Consider the following 17,708-nt stretch of genomic DNA (forward strand, 5'->3'; position numbering starts at 1 on the left):
TTCCTAAATATTTTTAATAATCTTTTTTATAAATTTGTTTAATCAGTTCCTCTTGTTCCTTTGAATCATTTGATTCTTTAATTCTATTTACCTTATTAACAAGATCTAATTGCGATCTATGTTGTTGTGCTAATTCAATTCAATTTAAAAATTCCTCATATGAATTTGGAGTTTCTAATTCATAATTCTTGCGATATTCATCATGAATTAATTCAAATATTTTATTTTTTATTAATCTTATTATTTCCTGTTTTTTTTCATCATTTTGCCCCACCTCACTCAAGTCTTGAAAAATTATCTTATTATCTAAATTTAAAAAATTATATTTCTTCTCTTTGATACCTTTTATAAAATTGGGATTATTTACCAAAAAAAATAAAATTTTAAGTTCTAGCATTGTTAAATACTTTAAATGTTGCAAGGATTTACGATCATTTTTTTTATGATTTGTAGGTGGGACATCTCTTAACTCACTTAAATCATCCGTTGGTGACTGACTGTAAAATTCGGATCTTGAATGTTGAAAAGCTTGAGTTTTTTTAAAAGAACCATACTGAAATTTAGATTTTTTTAAGTTAAAACTAGATTCAGGTATATTTAATTCGCTACTAATTTTTTGAATAATTATTTTTTGAATTTGAAAAGGTGCAAATCTTAAGAATGTTTCAATTTTACTAATAAATTCAGAAAGCTCGGCTGCGGAATTTGACTTAATTTTGTTTTTAAAGTGTTGATAAATAAAATCAAAAACACCAATTTTCGTACTTAATAATTTAGCCAAACTTCCTGAATTATTTTCTTGAAAATATTCGTCAGGATCATAACCTTTTGGACAACTAACAATTTCGGGAAATATTTTATTTTCAATCAACAATTGAATAGATTTCAAAGTTGCTAGAAGACCAGCTTCATCACCATCTAAAACTAAAATAATTTTATAACTACCAATTAGTTTTAAATGATTCTGTGTTAATGAAGTACCCATCAAAGCTACAACATTAAAAATATTATCACGATAAAAAGCAATGGTATCCATAAAACCTTCAGTAATAATCAATTCATTTGTGATAGGAATTTTTGCTTTAGCATTATGAAAGTTGTATAAAATACTAGACTTTACAAATAAACTACTAGCACTTGAATTTAAATATTTAGGTTCTTGACCATCAATACTTCTAGCCGAAAAGCCCACAATATCACCACGATCATTTCTTATTGCAAAAGTTATTCTGTTGCTAAAAAAATCAAATCCCGCTGAATTCATTAACGAATTATTAACTAATACAAATCGATCATATTGCCGAAGTAATAATTTGGATAAACCTTCTTTTTCAGCGTATCCAATATCGAAATCTTTTAATATTTGTGGTGTTAAATTTCGTTTTTTTAAAAATTCTATAACCAGAGGATCTTTAGGTTGAAATAAATTAGTTGCATAAATTCTAGCAGCTGATTCAAAAGCCTTAATAGCTTCTTGATCTTGTTCACTATAATTAAATTCATTTACAGAAAAAAAAGATTTATCAATTTGTAAATTATATTTTTTCGCTAAAAAAGCAATAGTTTCATTAAAATTCCATCTATTAATTTTATTAAGAAATGCAATAACATCACCAGCAACTTTACAAGAAAAACATTGAAAAATTTTTTTATTTGGAGTAACTGACAATGATGGATTACCATCTTCGTGAAAAGGACATAATCCTCAAAAGTTATTACCTTTTTTAGTTAAGTTAATATATGCTGATATTTCGTCAACAATACTAACATTATTTTTGATTAATAAACGTAATTTTTTATAGTCCATTTAATCCTTTATTTTTTTCTAAATATTCTACTATTTCATCAATAGAAATTCTTTGTTGTTCCATTGTGTCACGGTGGCGAATTGTAACTGTATTATCTTCTAAACTTTGATAATCATAAGTAATACAAAAAAAAGTACCCATAGCGTCTTGAATTCTATATCTTTTACCAATATTGCCACTTTGATCAAAAGTTGTACTAATTTTATTTTTTAGCAAGTTTTGATAAATTTCAAAACTTGAATCATTAAATTTTTTAACTAAAGGCAAGATTGCAACTTTATAAGGACTTAAATCATATTTCAAACTTAAGAAAAAACGATCATTTTGTTGATCATATGTAAAAGCATTTTCTAAAATAGCTAACATAAGTCTGTCTGCACCAATAGAAGGTTCAATTACAAAAGGATAAAATTTTTGATTTGTAATAGAATCTAAATACATCAACAATTCACCACTGTGCTCACTATGTGTTCTTAAATCAAAATCGCTACGATTACTGATACCAATGAGTTCACCTCAACCAAATGCAAATTTAAATTCATAGTCAGCTGTTGCTTTTGAATAGTGAGCAAGTTCTGAGTTATCATGATGTCTAAGTCTTATTTTTGAATTTTCTAAACCAAGACTTCTTAAAAATAGTTGAATTTTATTAATGTATTTGTCATAAATTTGAGTAGCTTGATCAGGATGACAAAAAATTTCCATTTCCATTTGCTCAAATTCACGAGTTCTAAAAATAAAATTACCAGGTGTTATTTCATTGCGGAATGATTTACCAATTTGAGCAACACCAAAAGGTAATTTGGGTCTTTGGGAACGCAAAATATTGCTAAAATTAATAAAAATTCCTTGCGCTGTTTCTGGTCTTAAGTAAATTGAAGATTTTTGATCTGCTACCACTCCTTGAAAAGTTTCAAACATCAAGTTAAATTGGCGAACTTTAGATCATTGAACTTTTGAATTATCATAATTACTAATTTCTGACAATTTTTCTTCAATTTGTTCGTTACTTCATGTTTCTATATTTTGTAAACCAAAAACATTCTCGAGTAAATGATCAACTCGATAACGTTTTTTATTAATTGTGTTTTCTACTAAAAGATCATTAAAATTTTGTTGGTGTCCAGAAGCCTGTCAAACTTGTGGATTTAGCAAAATTTTAGTATCAACTAAAAACATGTTTGGTTCTGTGGTCACAAAAAAATCAAGTCAAAAATCCTTAATATTTTTCAATAATAATGAACCTAAAGGCCCATAATCTCAAGTATTTGCAAGACCACCGTAAATTTGAGATCCTTGAAAAATAAAACCAAATTGTTTAAGATGATTAATAAAAAATGAGTAATCCTTTTCTGCTATCATAATATTAAAAGTTAATTAACCTTTGAAAATATTTTCAAAAATAGAACTTTTGCCTCCAAAATTTTTGATTTGTTTTGACATTTGTTCAAATTCATTAACCAAACGATTATATTCAAAACTACTTCTTCCAGAACCTTTTAAAATTCTTTCTTTTCTTGATTGCATTTTAAGCAGCTTGGGTTTTTTTCTTTCTTCAATAGTCATAGAAGAAATTAAAATCTCATATAATTTAATTTTATTTTCAGCATCACTTATTTGTTCTTCGCTAATTTTTCCTGCAATCCCAGGAATCATATTGATAATTTTAGAAAATTTACCGATTTTTTTAATTTGATAAAGACTTTTAAGCAAGTCATCTAAATCAAACTGCCCACTAAACAATCTATTCCCAAGTTTTTTAGCTTGATTGTGATCAATATTTTCTTCAGCTTGTTCTAACAAACTAGCAACATCACCCATACCCAAAATTCTATCAGCTATCCTTTGAGGATGAAAAATCTCTAATGCTCCAATTTTTTCTCCACTTCCTATAAAATAAATTGGAATTGATAATAAATGTGTTATAGAAAGCGCAGCACCTGCTCTAGCATCTGAATCTAATTTTGTAATTATAGATCCACTCAAACCAACTTCATCATTAAATGTTTTAGCAACATTTATAATGTCTTGCCCCGAAAGTGCATCCGCAACAAATAAGATTTCATCTGGGTAAATAATTTTTTTCAAATTAACTAATTCTTGCATCAATTGTTCATCGATGCTTAAACGACCCGCTGTATCAAAAATAACTAAATCATGATTTTGATCATTAGCAAATTGTAATGCTTTTTGTGCTATTTCTTCAGGTGTTCCAGAAGTGCTAAATACTTCTATAGATGTTTGTTTTCCTAATTGTTTTAATTGTTCAATAGCAGCTGGTCGATAAATGTCGCAAGCAACTAAAAGTGGTTTTTCTGCTTTCTTTTTGTTTCTAGCAAATAATGCTAATTTAGATACTGTGGTAGTTTTTCCTGAACCTTGTAATCCGACTAAAATAATTTTGCTAATAGGTTTTTTAAAACTAAATTCTTTTGTTTTTTGACCCAAAATTTTAACTAAATTCTGGTGTAAAATTTTTAAAAAATGTTGTTGCGGATTTAATTTAGATGTTAAACCTTCAATTAAAACTTGATTTTTTACTTCCGAAATAAACTCTTTCACAACATTTAAATTAACATCTGCTTCCAATAAATTTAATCTAATTTCTCTAACAATGCTATTTAAATCTTCTTCATTTATTAAAGTAGATTTTTGCATTTTAGTTAATGATTTTTGTAATCTGCTACTTAAAAAATTTAACATAAAAAATCAAAAAATTTTCCAAATGGAAAATTTTTCTCCTTATTGTTTAACAAAAAACAAATTGATTATTTAGAGTTTTCAATTTGGTTTTTAACTTCTTCACTAAAATTAGAAACAACTTTTTCGATTCCTTCACCTACTTCAAATCTAATAACTTTAGTAAGTTTGGCTTGATTGTTTTGTAAATATTTTCCAACACTAATTTCACTTTCAACAACAAAAGGTTGGTATTCTAACACAAATTTAGAAAGTTCTTTTGCCAACATTCCTGTCATAATACTTTGTTGAATGTTTTCAGGTTTTCCAACTAGTGCTGGTGATTGAGCAAGATCAGATTTAATTTTATTTAATTTGTCAGCTGGAATTTCACTTTCAAAAGTAAATTCTGGGTTCATTGCAACAGAGTGCATACATACATTTCTAGCAACTTCTTCAGAACCACCTTCAATAACTGCGATTGCAGATGTTTGACCATTAAAGTGAACGTAAGAACCAGCATTTTGTCCATTTGAAATTAAAACAAATTCAACACGACGTAAACTAATTTTTTCACCTAATGTTGCAGATGCATCAGTAACTAAATCTGCTATGTTTTTCCCACTTGTACTTTTGATTTCAAAAGCTTGATCCAAATTGTTAAAATCATTTTCCAATAATAAAGATGCAATCTCATCTTTTAAAGAAATAAAATTTTTATTTTTAGCAACAAAATCTGTTTCAGAATTTAACTCAAAAATAACAATTTTTTTGTCATTTTTGATAGCATAAACTAAACCTTCAGCAGCTATACGTCCTGCTTTTTTAATAGCTTTTGCTTTACCATTTTCTTGTAATCATGCTATTGCTTTTTGAATATCATATTCAGATGCTTCTAATGCTTTTTTACAATCTACAAAAGGTGCATCTGTGATATTACGTAATTCTTTTATTTTATTTAAATCTGGTGCTGACATTTTAACTCCTTCTAAAATTTTAATTTTAAAAAATTTAAAACTAATTAGTTACTTGCAACTTCTGTTTCAGTAACTTTGTTTTCTTGTTGTTCTCCATTTGAACTAAAACGACGAACATATTTAGTTTGTTTTAATTCACGATCTGGATCTTCAGGAAGAATAACTTGAGACTCTGGTTGGAAAGCAAATAATTGTTTTCCACCTTTTGCTGCTGAAATAGCATCAGCTAAAATTGTGAATATTAATGTTAATGTTTTAATAGATCCATCATTTGCAGGAATTGGGAAATCTACAAGACCTGGATCGGTATTTGTGTTAACAACACCAATAATCTTAACTTCTTTTTTCTTAGCTTCTTGAACTGCAATGATATCTTTATTTGGGTCTGCAACCAACATAATTAATGTTTCAAATTTAGTTTCTTTTAATTTACGGATACCATTTAAGTTTTTTTGAAGTTTTTGAAGTTCTTTTTGTTTTAAAAGACCTTCTTTTTTAGTATAACCTTCAAAATTATTTTCAGCTAATTTTTCTAATTGTTCCATTGTTTTTAATCTTGACAAAATAGTTCTACTATTTGTTAGTGTACCACCTAGTCAACGATCTGAAACATAAATAGAATTTGTACGAATAGCTTGTTCTAATATAACTTTTTTTGCTTGTTTTTTTGTTCCTACAAACATAAATGTTGCACCTTTTTGTGCAAATTTATAAATTAATTTATAAGCAATTTCAAGCATTTTTTGAGTTTTCAATACATCAATGTGGTGTCTTCCACCTTTTTTTTCTTTGATATATTGTTCCATTTTAGGATTTCAAAGTGAAGCTCTTCTTCCGAAGTAAGCTCCAGCTTCCATTAATTTTTGTTTAGAAACTACTTCAATTTCTGAAGAAGTTGTAGGTTTTTCAACTTGTTGATTTTCCGCTTGATTTACAGCGATATTTTTATTTTGAATGTCATTCATTTTTGTTCCTTTAGTTTGTTTAGCTTCTTAAAATTTCTAACAGCTAGAACTCTTTATTTTAAAAATAAAAAGCACACCCAACTGAATTCATTTTAATGTAAAAAATAATTTAGTTTTTTAAATTTAAAACTTTAAATAGTAATATTATAATAAAAAATTACTAAAAGCACATAAAATAACATGAATTTTATAGCATATCAAAAATATAATCAGCAAAATCTATAATACCCGGATAAGTTAGAATAACTTCTATACCATTTTGCTCTAAAAAACTCAAAGAAATTGATTTTTGTTTTAAATCTAATTTCGCTATATCAAGTAAGAAAAATCTTTCAAATTCTTTGAAAAAAATTATTAAAAAAGCGCAACCTTGGTGAAAGCGAATTCTTTTCAAATAATTTAATTGATGTTCTTGAATTTGTTTTAAGTTCAAGGTGTTTTCTTTTGTACTTTTTGCTTCAAAGGCAACAAAAATGCCCTTGTAGATCCCATAATAATCAACGGTAGATTTTCTTAGAACTACCGCATCTTTTACCACTAAATCCTTTCCTATTTTTTTAAAACTAATGTCTAACATTTTTTTGTGCATAATAGCAACGTTATTTTGATTGTAGAAATCTATTGTACTATTTATTATAGTTTCTAAAATCATTCCTCTGTTTTTGTGATTCATTCCTATATTAATAAAAAAATAACTAAATTTTTTTAAAAAATAATCTTTTTTAACTAAAAATGAATGTTTTTTGTTATTTTTATAAACAAAATTTAAAAAATGACTAATAACTATAATAAAATTTAATTATTTATGATTGGAATAGACATAACCAAATTATCAAGATTTGAAAATAAAACTAATGCTTTTTTAAAAAAAGTACTACATCCTAATGAATTAGTTTTGTATAATCAACTAGATCAACAAGAAAAAATAAAATTTTTAGCAACAAGATGAGCTATAAAGGAAGCTATTTTCAAAGCAGATAATAAAAAGTCTATTTTTTCTGAATTAAATATTGTTAAAAACAAATTTAAATATTGATTAACAGACAACAACCAAACAATAGATAATAGATTTCGAATTTCAACTTCCAACGATGGCGAATTTGTTGTTGCTGCTGTATATTTGATGGACGGGCAATAAAGTATGATTATTCAATTTAAATTATTTTTATTTTCACTTATATGATTATGAAGAATTAAAAAAATTTTTTCACTATCTAGGAAATATCGCAAGGGTAAATTAGAATTAAATGCGCAGTATAGATTTGATTTGACTTTGAAATATGCCAAAAAAATATTAAAAATTTTTATGATTGATGTAAAAGTCAAGGGCAAAGAGAATTTAATTAAAAATTCAAGTCTAATTGTTGCAAACCATAAATCAATGATAGATCCTTTTGTTTTAATGGTTGCTACTGAAGCTGAAGAACAAGGACAAGATGCAATCAATCCTATTTTAACTTTTTTAGCCAAGGCCGAACTTAAAGACAAAATTATTGTAAAAAGAATTTTAGAGCTTATTGATACTTTTTTTATTGAACGAAATAAACCTAAATCCGCTTTTAAAACTTTGGTAGAATTTGGAAAATTTGTAAAAGCTAATCGCACAAATGGTGTTATTTTTCCAGAAGGAACTAGAGTTGATGGGGATTATATAGGAGAATTCAAGGCAGGAGCTTTTAAAGTTGCGAAAGAAAATGCTCTTAGTGTTATTCCAACTACTATTAAAAATTCTAAAGGAATTCTTAATTTATCTAGAAATAAAAGAATAACTGTTGAAGTCATATTCCACAAACCTATCAAACCAATACATGTAAGTTCACAAACTATCGAATCACTTGCAAAACAAAGTTATTCAGTTATTTCAGAATCATACAATGATCAAAAAGGAAAATAAAATGATTTTAGACAAAGATATTGAATTTCATTTCCAAAATTTTAGCGGACCATTAGAACTTTTACTAGAATTAGTTAAAAGCAAAAATGTCGATATAATGGATGTTGACTTAGTGGATTTGGCCAATCAATATGTTGCAATTATAGAAAATGTAAAAAATAAAAATATTCAAATTGCAAGTGAATATTTAGTTATGGCAGCAACTTTAATTCATATTAAGGCCAAAATGCTTTTACAAATTGATAAACAAGAGCCAGACCCTGAACTAGAAGAAGATAAACAACAAATTTTGGCTCTCTTATCAGAATTTCAACAAATCAAAAACATCGCATTAATGTTAAAAGAACAACTAGAACATCGTAATAATTATTATGAAAAAAGTGTAAGTAGTTATGATGAGTTTAAAAGACCTCTAGTTAAAGACCAACTTGATGGTCGTTCTTCACTTGTAAAATTAAGCGAAGTGATAAAATTAATGTTTGATAGGACTAGAGCTCAACAAAAAATAACAATTAAAACGGATGAGGTTTTTGTTAGCCCTGATGAACAAAACAAATACGTTTTAGCTTTACTAGAAAAGTATAAAGAATTAGATTTTGATAGCGTGTTTGCTTTGCCTTCTTTAAAACATTTTTCAATAACTCTAATTGCCGTTTTAGAAATGGCAAAAAAACAATTTTTATACTTAGAGCAACAAAAACAATTTGGAGATATTAAAATTTATAAAGGTAGTCAAGATGAAATATAGAATAATTGAAGCGATAATGTATGTACAAGGAGAAAAAGGTCTATCATCTGCACAATTGCAAAACACATTAAAATTAGATAAAATCAATGAAGCAAGAAAAATGTTAAAGGATTTTATGGTTCGTTTCAACAAAGAACACCATGGCTTTACTGTAGTTGAATTTGATGATGTATTTAAATTTGTTACAAGTAAAGACATGAAAGAATTTTTAATAGATTTTGTTTCCAATGAACGTAAATATAAATTAACAAACTCAGCAATAGAAGTTGCAGCTATTGTCGCATACAAACAACCTGTAACTCGTTCAATGATCAATCAAATTCGTGGAGGAGTTATTTCTGACTACATAGTGGGTTCATTGCTTGCAAAGGGAATTATTGAAGAAGTTGGAGTTGCATCAACACCCGGAAACCCAACTTTGTATGGTGTTACATCTAGGTTTTTTGATTATTTTAAGTTAAGATCTATTAAAGACTTACCTAAATTTAAGGAATTTGAATTTCACAAAAGTGAAGAAGAAAATGAAAACGAAGAAAATGAAGAGCCTACATTTGACTTATTTGGTTCACAACGCGAAATGGATGAGTAATGTCATCTATATCTGTTTTTAATAACTATGCAATCAAAAATACCAATAAAAAAACTTTTTTAGCGTTAAATTTTGATTATTTACCAAATTTTTTTAATTCTAAAATTGTTGCAAAAATTGGTGATGGGAATAATTTTATAAATGAAAATTTTATTTTTTCTAAAGCTATTGCCCTAGCAAATTTATTAAAACGAAAAGGATTTAATAAAGTTTTAATTTATTATAATGAAAATAATTTTTCACTTGCTTTTGCAGGAATTTTTTCTAGAATTTTTCAAGAATTTAAAATTGAAGCAACATTTTTCGGAGACTCAGGAAATAACAAAATTACTATTGCAAAAGAATTTTTTATAAATAATGATTTTGATTTTTTTGTCGGAATTCAAGGTATTTTTAACAAAAAAAACTTAAAAACTGTTGAAATGCTTTTTTTAAAGAAAAAATTAGACTTGCTAAGTTTAGAAGAGCAAAATTTTCTTAATGAATTCACAGTCAATGAAATTAATTATGATAATCGATCAGAATTAACAAAAAAAGTTGATGATTATTTTACAGATTTAAATTATCAAATAGACAATCTTTCTTTAGATAAACTTGAAAATAAGTATGAATTTTTTGAAAGCAACAATGATAGATTAGAGTTATTTTTAAAAAACAATTTTATTAAATCTAATAATATTATTCCTATAAAAACAAAAATTTTAAAAAATTTTAAATCAAACGTATCAATTTGACAAAAAATATTTAGTAGTTTACAAAATAAACCTGATTTTGCTTTTTGATTAAAAGAAGATGAAGTTCAAGTTGCTTTTTTGCAAAAATTTTTTTATAAAGTAATTTCGAAAGAAGACTTTCAACTTTTAGTTATTGATTACATTTTAAAAAACCACTTATCAGATGCGTTTTTTTTAATTAGTCAAGACACACCTAATTTCATAATTGAAAAAATAAAAACATCTTTTGATAATATTAAAATCTATAACCATTCAAATAGCGAACTTGAAAAATATTTTTTTGAAATAAAACAAAATAAAAATGAAATTTTTATTTTAAAAGATAATAAGATTTTTTGATCTCCTAAAAATCAATACTTATTTTTAGGTGAGGACTCTAGTTTCATAGCTTTGTGATATTTGAAAATTTTAGAATTTTATAAAAAAAATGGTTATGATATCATGGAAGTAATAAATTCTATAAAACAAAGTCCGAATTTTATTTTTAAAAACAAAATTGAATTTTTTGCAGATAACAAGACTTTCACTAATTTTATAGACCAATTAATTTATGAACCCTCAACAAAAATAAATATCTTAAATTACGAAATTTCTGAACAAAACTTTAATAATAATATAATTTCAATTAAAATGACTTTGCCTAATGATGGTGTTTTAAAATTAATTTATTCTAAAATTCATGAGTCAGTTGAAATTTATACATTTTTGCATTCTAGCTATAACACATATAAAGATAGTGCTTTTTTAGAGTATGAAATTCAAAATAAAATAAAAATTGCAAAAAAAGACAATCTAAACATTGTGCAACCAAATAATAAATATAAAAATATTTTAAAATTTGGTTTTTTCATTGCTGCAATAATATCTATAATATTTGTTTTACTTTATAAATTTTATAACACTAGCTTTAGTAGTGGTTCTCCTACAGAAATTTTCACTAAATTTTATCAATATTTTTTATTTAAAAATATTGGAAGATGAATTGTAATAACACAATTTGCAATGTTTTGAATTTTAAACTTGGTCTCGGGGTTACAAATAAAAAGAATTTTAAGTACCCAAAATGTAAAAATAAAACTTAAACACACTTTCATTGGAAGTGTAATAGCTATTTTTATGCAATTTTCTACTCCCTTTTCTTTTGGAGGAGAAATTTCTTACTACTGATATTTTAACAAAAAGGGATATCCTTTAAAAAATATTAGTGCCACATTGACTTATAACGCTTTAGTTCATCAATTGTTTCAATTAATTATATCTTTAATTTTTATTCCTATTGGTTTTTACTATTTTAAAGAATTATTTTCTTTTGACTCAATTGAAAAAATTTTATTTTTTATTTGATTAATTATAAATATTTTTTTAAATATAGTTGTTTTAGCAATCATACTCATCATTTCTATTTGAAAAAAACTTCAATATTGGCTTATTGCAATATTTGTCAAAATATTAAATTTAAGATTTTTGCATCAAATTGAAGATTTGAAAAAAAATGAATTTAAATATCAATTTTTTATAGATAATTTTAAAATTCATTTTTTAGAAATTTTTGCAAATAAAAAAATATTATTAGAAATATTATTGTTGTATAAATTCCTTCCTTTTATTATAAATTTTTCCTTTTTAACAATGTTTGTCACACTCAAAAATGGTGGTTACAACGTTGAGTCATTAAGTGTAACAGATTATTTTAAATTTATTTCTGGAAATACCATTCTAGCAATGTCTAACAACTTGAGTCCCTCCCCAGGTGGTGTAGGCTTTGTAGATATTACAACTAAAATTGTCTTTCAAAACTTTTTTAAACCTAATGACTTATTAAATCTTAATATTTTTAATTTTGGTAATCGACTTTTTTCTTGATTTATACCTTACTTTATTTCATCAATAGTTATTATTATGGTTTGAATTGGTGAAAAAAGGAACGATAAATATCAAGAAATTAAAAAAGCTATTGAAATGAACCCACAACTCAAAACTCAATATAATCGATTTTATTCAAGATTTTATTGAATTGCCTCACCTTTACTAATTCTTATATTTGTTAGTTTATTATTATTTATTATATTTCATTAATTTCTAGACTTACTCAATTCTATTTGAGCAGCTTTCGCTATCATAGCACCATTATCTGTGCAATACTGCATCTTTGGAACAACTGTATTTAAGTGACTATAAGATTTTACTAACTTTCTAATTTCTGAATTTGCTGCTACACCACCTATTAATGTGAGTGTTTTAATTTCTGGATACATTTTCATAGCTAAATCGATTTTATTTTTTAAATATTTAATAATTGTTTTTTGAAATGAAATAGCAATATTTTTTTGCATTTCATCATCTAATTTGTCTTTATATTTATGAATATAATTTATTACTTGTGTTTTCAAACCACTAAAAGAAAAATTCAATAGGAACTCTGGGTTTTGAGTAGGAATAGTGAAATTAATTAGAGAAGCTGAGCTAATTTCAAACTCATTATTTAGTTTATCAATTTTAGGTCCACCAGGAAAACCCAAACCCAATTTACGAGCAATCTTATCATAAATTTCGCCTAAAGCATCATCATGCGTTGTTCCAATAATTTTTAATTCATGCGGGTTGTTTGCTAATATAAACTGGCTATGTCCTCCAGATAAAAGCAAACCTAAAACTGGAAATTTAAATTCTTGTTCAATAGATGCTGATCAAAAATGACCGTAAAGATGATTTATTGGAATTAAGGGTTTGTTATAAAACATCGCAATTGCACTAGCAAACAAAAATCCCACTTGCAAAGAACCTAACAAACCCGGTTCTTTTGTATATGCGATTGCATCTAAAGATTTAAAATCAACCCCTTTTAATTTTAAATCTTCTAAAATAAAAGCAAAATTTTTTATATGTTCTCTAGAAGCTACTTCAGGAATTGTGCCACCAAATTTAGCATGAATATCAATTTGACTATACGATGTCATTAAAACAATTGAATTATTATCTAACAATGCAACAGAGGCATCATCATGTGAAGATTCAATTCCCAAAATTTTCATTTTAATTCCTTAATTTCTATTTTATATGGTATAATATTCAGTTAAGTGGATCAGTACTCAAGAGGCTGAAGAGGACGCACTGCTAACGCGTTAGGGGCTTTACCGCCCGCGCAGGTTCAAATCCTGTCTGATCCGCCATTTTTTTATGCCTTTTTTTGTATTTAAAAAAAGTATAAAAAAATGAAACAAAAATAAAAAGGGAAAAAGTGTTTTACTTTTTCCCTTTTTTATCTAAAAATTATTAAGCTTGTAATTCATTATGTTTATTAACAAACAAATCAAGTTTGGATGATTTTCTTGCAGATTTATTACGGTGGAAAACACCTTTTGATGCAGCTTTGGCAATTTCTTTGTGAGCACGCGCAACCAATAAGGCTTGAGAATCATCCTTATTAATAACAGCAATTTTAGCTTTTTTTATTGCTGTTTTTACACGTGATTTAATTGCATTATTTCTGGCTTTTGCATTTTCGCTTTTTGTAATAGACTTGATTTTAGATTTTATATTTGCCATTTATTATTTCCTTGTGAAATTTTTAAAAAAAAGTAATATAAATTGTAACATATTTTTAGAAATATTCATAATTATTAAGTTTATTTTGTATCTCTTTATAATTAGGACAAAATTGTTTAACAATACTTCAAAACAATCTATTATGACCCCAATAGTAATGATGTGATAACTCGTGAATAATTACATAGTCAACTATATCTTTTCCAAAAGGAATTAAATAACTAGAATAATGTATTTTTTCTTTTTTATAATTTGTAGCTCAAGCAGATGATTTAGGCCTAATTGTGACTTTATAATTAGGGATTTTCATTTTTTCTGTTCAAAAAAATGTTCTTTCTTCTATATATTTTTTAAAATAAGTTATTATAGCTTTTTGAATTGAATCATATTTATTTCTCATACTACCAATAAATAAAACTAAATTGTTACTTACAAGAAACCATTCTTTTTTTACTTTTATAAGTGAGTACAAATATTTTTGACCTAAAAATCAAAAATAATTGCTTTCAATATTTAATCATTTTTGCTTTTCAAAAATTTGAAAATTATTTTTAGCAAATGAAGAATTTGTTACAAAATTAGTGATGTTTTCATCTGTAAAAATTGGAGAACAAAACACTGTAACTTGTTCATCTTTTATTTTTAAAATCATTCTAGGTTTTACATAGGTTTTATAAACCACTAAAATTGAAATAATTTTACCATTTATATTTAAATCAATATTTTTACTATTTAACATTTTTGCTAATTTTAACTTCAATTACATTGCTATTTTTATTTTTAATAACAAAATTCAATTTTTCTCCATCTTGCTCAATAGTTATATTTTTTCCTTTCACTATTTTTTTCTTCCCGATTCTTGTAATTAAAAACTCATACAAATCTTTGTAATTTGTAGGTAAATTAATATTTAAAACTTTATTGATCGTTGAAATACTAGTTGATCCAAAAGTGATAATTTCATTTTCAGAAATTTGATAAACTTCTAAATTATCACGATAATCGTATTCATCATAAATTGGTCCAAAAATAGATTCTAAAATGTCTTCAAAAGTCAAAACACCAATAACTTTGTTGCTTTTATTATCATCCACAACAAAACCCATTTGAGTTTTTTCTTTTTTAAGAATATCGTAATTTTGCTTAATCAAACTATTCGCAGATAAAAAAGGTATTTTAACAATATGATCATCAATTTGAAATTCTGATAAATGTAAAATATCTTTTGCTAGCAATATTCCAACAAATTTATCTTTATGCCAAACTGGTATTCTAGAAAACATACTCTTTACAAAAACATCTATAATATGATCAAAACTATCTTCATAATCAACATAAACAAGATCTTTAATTTTTGTATAATATTTATCAGTTTTAATTGAGTCGAATTCTAAGGCACGAATAGCTAAATCTGATTCATCTTTTTCCAAAACACCTTCACGTTCACCTTGTGAAATAATTTTTTTTAATTCATTTTCTGTATTAGTTATATGATTTTTTTTTATAAAGTGAGTAATAAAACCAGCAATTGGATAAAACAAATAATATGCTGTAGCAATTCAAAATCAAAATAATTTTAAAAATAAAATAGGTTTTTTCCGACCAAAAATTTTTGGATAAATTTCACCAAAAATAATAATTGGTGGTGTAGTGGCCGCTAGTGAAACAATAATTTTTAGTGATTCATTAAGAGACAAAACTGCAAAAAGTGTTGAAATAATAACAGAAATCAAAATATTAATAATGTTATTGGCAACTAAAATAACAGTTAATGTGTGTTCATATTTATCATAAAATTTAAATATTATTTTTTTTACTCTTTTAGACAAAGCACTACTTTCAATTTTAGCTTTTGAAAAACTAGACAATACTGACTCAGAAGCTGAAAAAACACCCGAAAGAAAAAAAAGTATAAATAAAACAAAGCCTAGTGAAATATAAAAAGCCATATATTAATCCTCAAAATTATCGGAATAATCAGAATCAAAAGAACTATTTTGTTGTTCTACAAACAAGCCATTTTCGGGAATAAATGCAAATTCAATTACTCCTGTCGGTCCATTTCGATTTTTGGCTATTTTTAGTTGTGTAATTGACTGACTACTATCATTGCCATTTTCTTTTTTGCTATAGTAGTCATCACGATATAGAAAACCAACAATATCGGCATCTTGTTCAATTGCACCAGATTCACGTAAATCAGATAAAACAGGCATTTTATCTTCACGTTTTTCCACACTTCTGGATAGTTGAGACAAAGCTATAATTGGTGTTTCCACTTCACGTGCAAGTTGTTTTAATTTCCTTGAAATGATAGAAACTTCGACTTGACGACTATCCCCTCTATTTTTTTGGCTAGAGTTAATTAATTGTAGATAGTCGAAAATAATTAATTTATATTTTTTACCATTATTTTTATAATTTTTAACTACTTGTCAATAAATTTCATCAATATTTATAGAACCAGAATCATTAATAACTAAATCGTAGTGACTAACTTGATTTTCAACTATTCTACGAATCAAATCCATTTGATGATTTGATAAATATTTAGGAGTTTTAAAAAATGTTGCATTAATAGAAGTTTCAAGAGATAAAATTCTGGTAACCAAATCCTTATTAGACATTTCAAGTGAAAAAAACAAAACAGAATCACCATTTGCACAAATATTACGCGCTAAATTTAACGCAAAAGCGGTTTTGCCTACTGAAGGACGAGCCGCTAATATAAAAAGTTCACCTGGTTGAAACCCAGAAGTTACGGAATCTAAATTTGCATAACCACTAGATAATCCTACATAAGAATCTTTATCACGGTTGGTTTCTAAGTACTCAACAATTTCCTTAGAAATTACGTCTATATTCGCAAACTCATCTGTATTGGGTTTGTATCAAATTTCATTAATTTGAGATTGTAAATTAGTAATTACTTCTAAAACATCTACATTAGAATTACTCAACTCTTTTAAAGATTGATTTAGTAATTCTTTTGTTTCACGCATTAAAGTTTTTTCACTTAATTTCTTAATGTAATAATCAATGCTATGTGGGGTTTTTGGAACATAATTAATAAGATCTGCAAAAAAATGAGCCCCACCTATCATATCATACTCATTATTTTCTTTAAGTTTATTTGCTACTAAGTTTACATCATAAGTCATTGAATTATCCCAAAAATAGTCAATAACTTTAAAAACAGTGCGAAGTTTATTATCGGTAAAATCAGCCTCTCTGAGTAATTTTGCAAAACGTTGATCATCACCGTTTTTTAAAAGAAATACAATAACACTCCTTTCTAGTTCTGGAGCGCTAAATCGTTCATCTATATTACTACTCATCTTTGGTGATATTTACCTTTAATTTTGCGCTAACATTGTGTGCGATTTTGACAGTTACAATTGATGTACCAAAAGTGTGTAAACTAATATGTTCTACAGCATGTTTATCAACAACTACACCTTGTTCTTCAAGTGCCTTGTGAATTTTTTTACTAGAAATCGCACCATGAACACCATCACTTGTCCCTTTAAGTTTAAATCAAAGAACTGTTTTTTCAATTTGTTGCTTAATTTCTAAATTTTTTTTATCTCTAATATCATTTTCAATTTTTAGGTTAGTTAATTTTTCTTTTAAAAAAACTTCGTTTTCTTTTGTAAAAGGAATGGCAATTCCATTTTTAAATAAAAAATTACTTGCATAACCACCTGGAAAATCTTTGACAGTGAATGCTTTTCCATCTTTTGAATCTTTAACTAAAATTACTTTCAT

At 26.0% G+C, this 17,708-nt stretch carries 17 protein-coding genes and 1 tRNA gene; 6 read left to right on the plus strand and 12 right to left on the minus strand.

Features of this window, described 5'->3' with window-relative positions:
- Nucleotides 1-13: 13 nt before the first annotated feature.
- The 6 genes from dnaG to recU form a co-directional block, all read right to left on the minus strand.
- Complete coding sequence (gene dnaG, locus ACJHWB_RS02380) at nt 14-1,807, minus strand: DNA primase (RefSeq protein WP_483132904.1); 1,794 nt, start codon at nt 1,805-1,807, stop codon at nt 14-16.
- Complete coding sequence (locus ACJHWB_RS02385; RefSeq protein ID WP_483132905.1) at nt 1,797-3,170, minus strand: glycine--tRNA ligase; 1,374 nt, start codon at nt 3,168-3,170, stop codon at nt 1,797-1,799. Before ACJHWB_RS02385 ends, dnaG begins: the two co-directional genes overlap by 11 nt.
- 15 nt (nt 3,171-3,185) lie before the next feature.
- Nucleotides 3,186-4,511: a signal recognition particle protein gene (gene ffh / locus ACJHWB_RS02390; protein WP_483132906.1), complete on the minus strand. Its 1,326-nt coding sequence runs from the start codon at nt 4,509-4,511 to the stop codon at nt 3,186-3,188.
- 65 nt (nt 4,512-4,576) lie between these two features.
- Nucleotides 4,577-5,464 carry a translation elongation factor Ts gene (tsf, locus tag ACJHWB_RS02395; protein ID WP_483132907.1) on the minus strand — a complete coding sequence of 296 codons (888 nt, stop codon included), beginning with the start codon at nt 5,462-5,464 and terminating at the stop codon, nt 4,577-4,579.
- A gap of 44 nt (nt 5,465-5,508) precedes the next feature.
- Entirely contained in the window at nt 5,509-6,429 is a 921-nt protein-coding gene (gene rpsB, locus ACJHWB_RS02400; protein ID WP_483132908.1) for a 30S ribosomal protein S2, read from the minus strand.
- Nucleotides 6,430-6,616: 187 nt separating this feature from the next.
- Complete coding sequence (recU, locus tag ACJHWB_RS02405) at nt 6,617-7,102, minus strand: Holliday junction resolvase RecU (protein WP_483132909.1); 486 nt, start codon at nt 7,100-7,102, stop codon at nt 6,617-6,619.
- 132 nt (nt 7,103-7,234) lie between these two features.
- Between recU and ACJHWB_RS02410 the strand changes: the two genes are divergently transcribed.
- The 5 genes from ACJHWB_RS02410 to ACJHWB_RS02430 are packed head-to-tail and all read left to right on the plus strand — an operon-like array spanning nt 7,235 to nt 12,470.
- Entirely contained in the window at nt 7,235-7,567 is a 333-nt protein-coding gene (locus ACJHWB_RS02410; RefSeq protein ID WP_483132910.1) for a holo-ACP synthase, read from the plus strand.
- Between the two features lie 3 nt (nt 7,568-7,570).
- Nucleotides 7,571-8,323 carry a lysophospholipid acyltransferase family protein gene (locus ACJHWB_RS02415; protein WP_483132911.1) on the plus strand — a complete coding sequence of 251 codons (753 nt, stop codon included), beginning with the start codon at nt 7,571-7,573 and terminating at the stop codon, nt 8,321-8,323.
- 1 nt (nt 8,324) lies between these two features.
- Nucleotides 8,325-9,071 (plus strand): segregation/condensation protein A, encoded by a 747-nt coding sequence (locus tag ACJHWB_RS02420; protein WP_483132912.1) that lies wholly within the window; start codon nt 8,325-8,327, stop codon nt 9,069-9,071.
- Nucleotides 9,061-9,660, plus strand: a complete 600-nt coding sequence (gene scpB / locus ACJHWB_RS02425; RefSeq protein WP_483132913.1) for an SMC-Scp complex subunit ScpB — start codon at nt 9,061-9,063, stop codon at nt 9,658-9,660. The genes ACJHWB_RS02420 and scpB overlap by 11 nt, the downstream gene beginning before the upstream one ends.
- On the plus strand, nt 9,660-12,470 hold the full coding sequence (locus ACJHWB_RS02430; protein ID WP_483132914.1) for a lysylphosphatidylglycerol synthase transmembrane domain-containing protein: 2,811 nt from the start codon (nt 9,660-9,662) through the stop codon (nt 12,468-12,470). The genes scpB and ACJHWB_RS02430 overlap by 1 nt, the downstream gene beginning before the upstream one ends.
- Here ACJHWB_RS02430 and tsaD read toward each other — a convergent pair.
- Nucleotides 12,467-13,426 (minus strand): tRNA (adenosine(37)-N6)-threonylcarbamoyltransferase complex transferase subunit TsaD, encoded by a 960-nt coding sequence (gene tsaD, locus ACJHWB_RS02435; RefSeq protein WP_483132915.1) that lies wholly within the window; start codon nt 13,424-13,426, stop codon nt 12,467-12,469. The two genes, ACJHWB_RS02430 and tsaD, sit on opposite strands and share 4 nt — an antisense overlap.
- Nucleotides 13,427-13,473: 47 nt before the next feature.
- Between tsaD and ACJHWB_RS02440 the strand changes: the two genes are divergently transcribed.
- Nucleotides 13,474-13,564 (plus strand) — tRNA-Ser (locus ACJHWB_RS02440).
- A 103-nt stretch (nt 13,565-13,667) separates the two neighbouring features.
- Here the strand turns inward: ACJHWB_RS02440 and rpsT are convergent.
- Genes rpsT through rplI form a run of 5 tightly spaced genes read right to left on the minus strand, consistent with a single transcriptional unit; the run spans nt 13,668 to nt 17,708 of the window.
- Nucleotides 13,668-13,940, minus strand: coding sequence for a 30S ribosomal protein S20 (gene rpsT / locus ACJHWB_RS02445; RefSeq protein ID WP_483132916.1), 273 nt, complete (start codon nt 13,938-13,940; stop codon nt 13,668-13,670).
- A gap of 55 nt (nt 13,941-13,995) precedes the next feature.
- Nucleotides 13,996-14,679, minus strand: coding sequence for a YgjP-like metallopeptidase domain-containing protein (locus ACJHWB_RS02450; RefSeq protein WP_483132917.1), 684 nt, complete (start codon nt 14,677-14,679; stop codon nt 13,996-13,998).
- The gene (locus ACJHWB_RS02455; RefSeq protein ID WP_483132918.1) at nt 14,669-15,889 is read right to left on the minus strand and encodes a CNNM domain-containing protein; all 1,221 of its coding nucleotides are present in this window, start codon (nt 15,887-15,889) and stop codon (nt 14,669-14,671) included. The genes ACJHWB_RS02450 and ACJHWB_RS02455 overlap by 11 nt, the downstream gene beginning before the upstream one ends.
- A 3-nt stretch (nt 15,890-15,892) precedes the next feature.
- The gene (gene dnaB, locus ACJHWB_RS02460) at nt 15,893-17,278 is read right to left on the minus strand and encodes a replicative DNA helicase (protein WP_483132919.1); all 1,386 of its coding nucleotides are present in this window, start codon (nt 17,276-17,278) and stop codon (nt 15,893-15,895) included.
- Complete coding sequence (gene rplI, locus ACJHWB_RS02465; protein ID WP_483132920.1) at nt 17,271-17,708, minus strand: 50S ribosomal protein L9; 438 nt, start codon at nt 17,706-17,708, stop codon at nt 17,271-17,273. The genes dnaB and rplI overlap by 8 nt, the downstream gene beginning before the upstream one ends.

It is taken from the genome of Mesomycoplasma sp. (assembly GCF_056854695.1).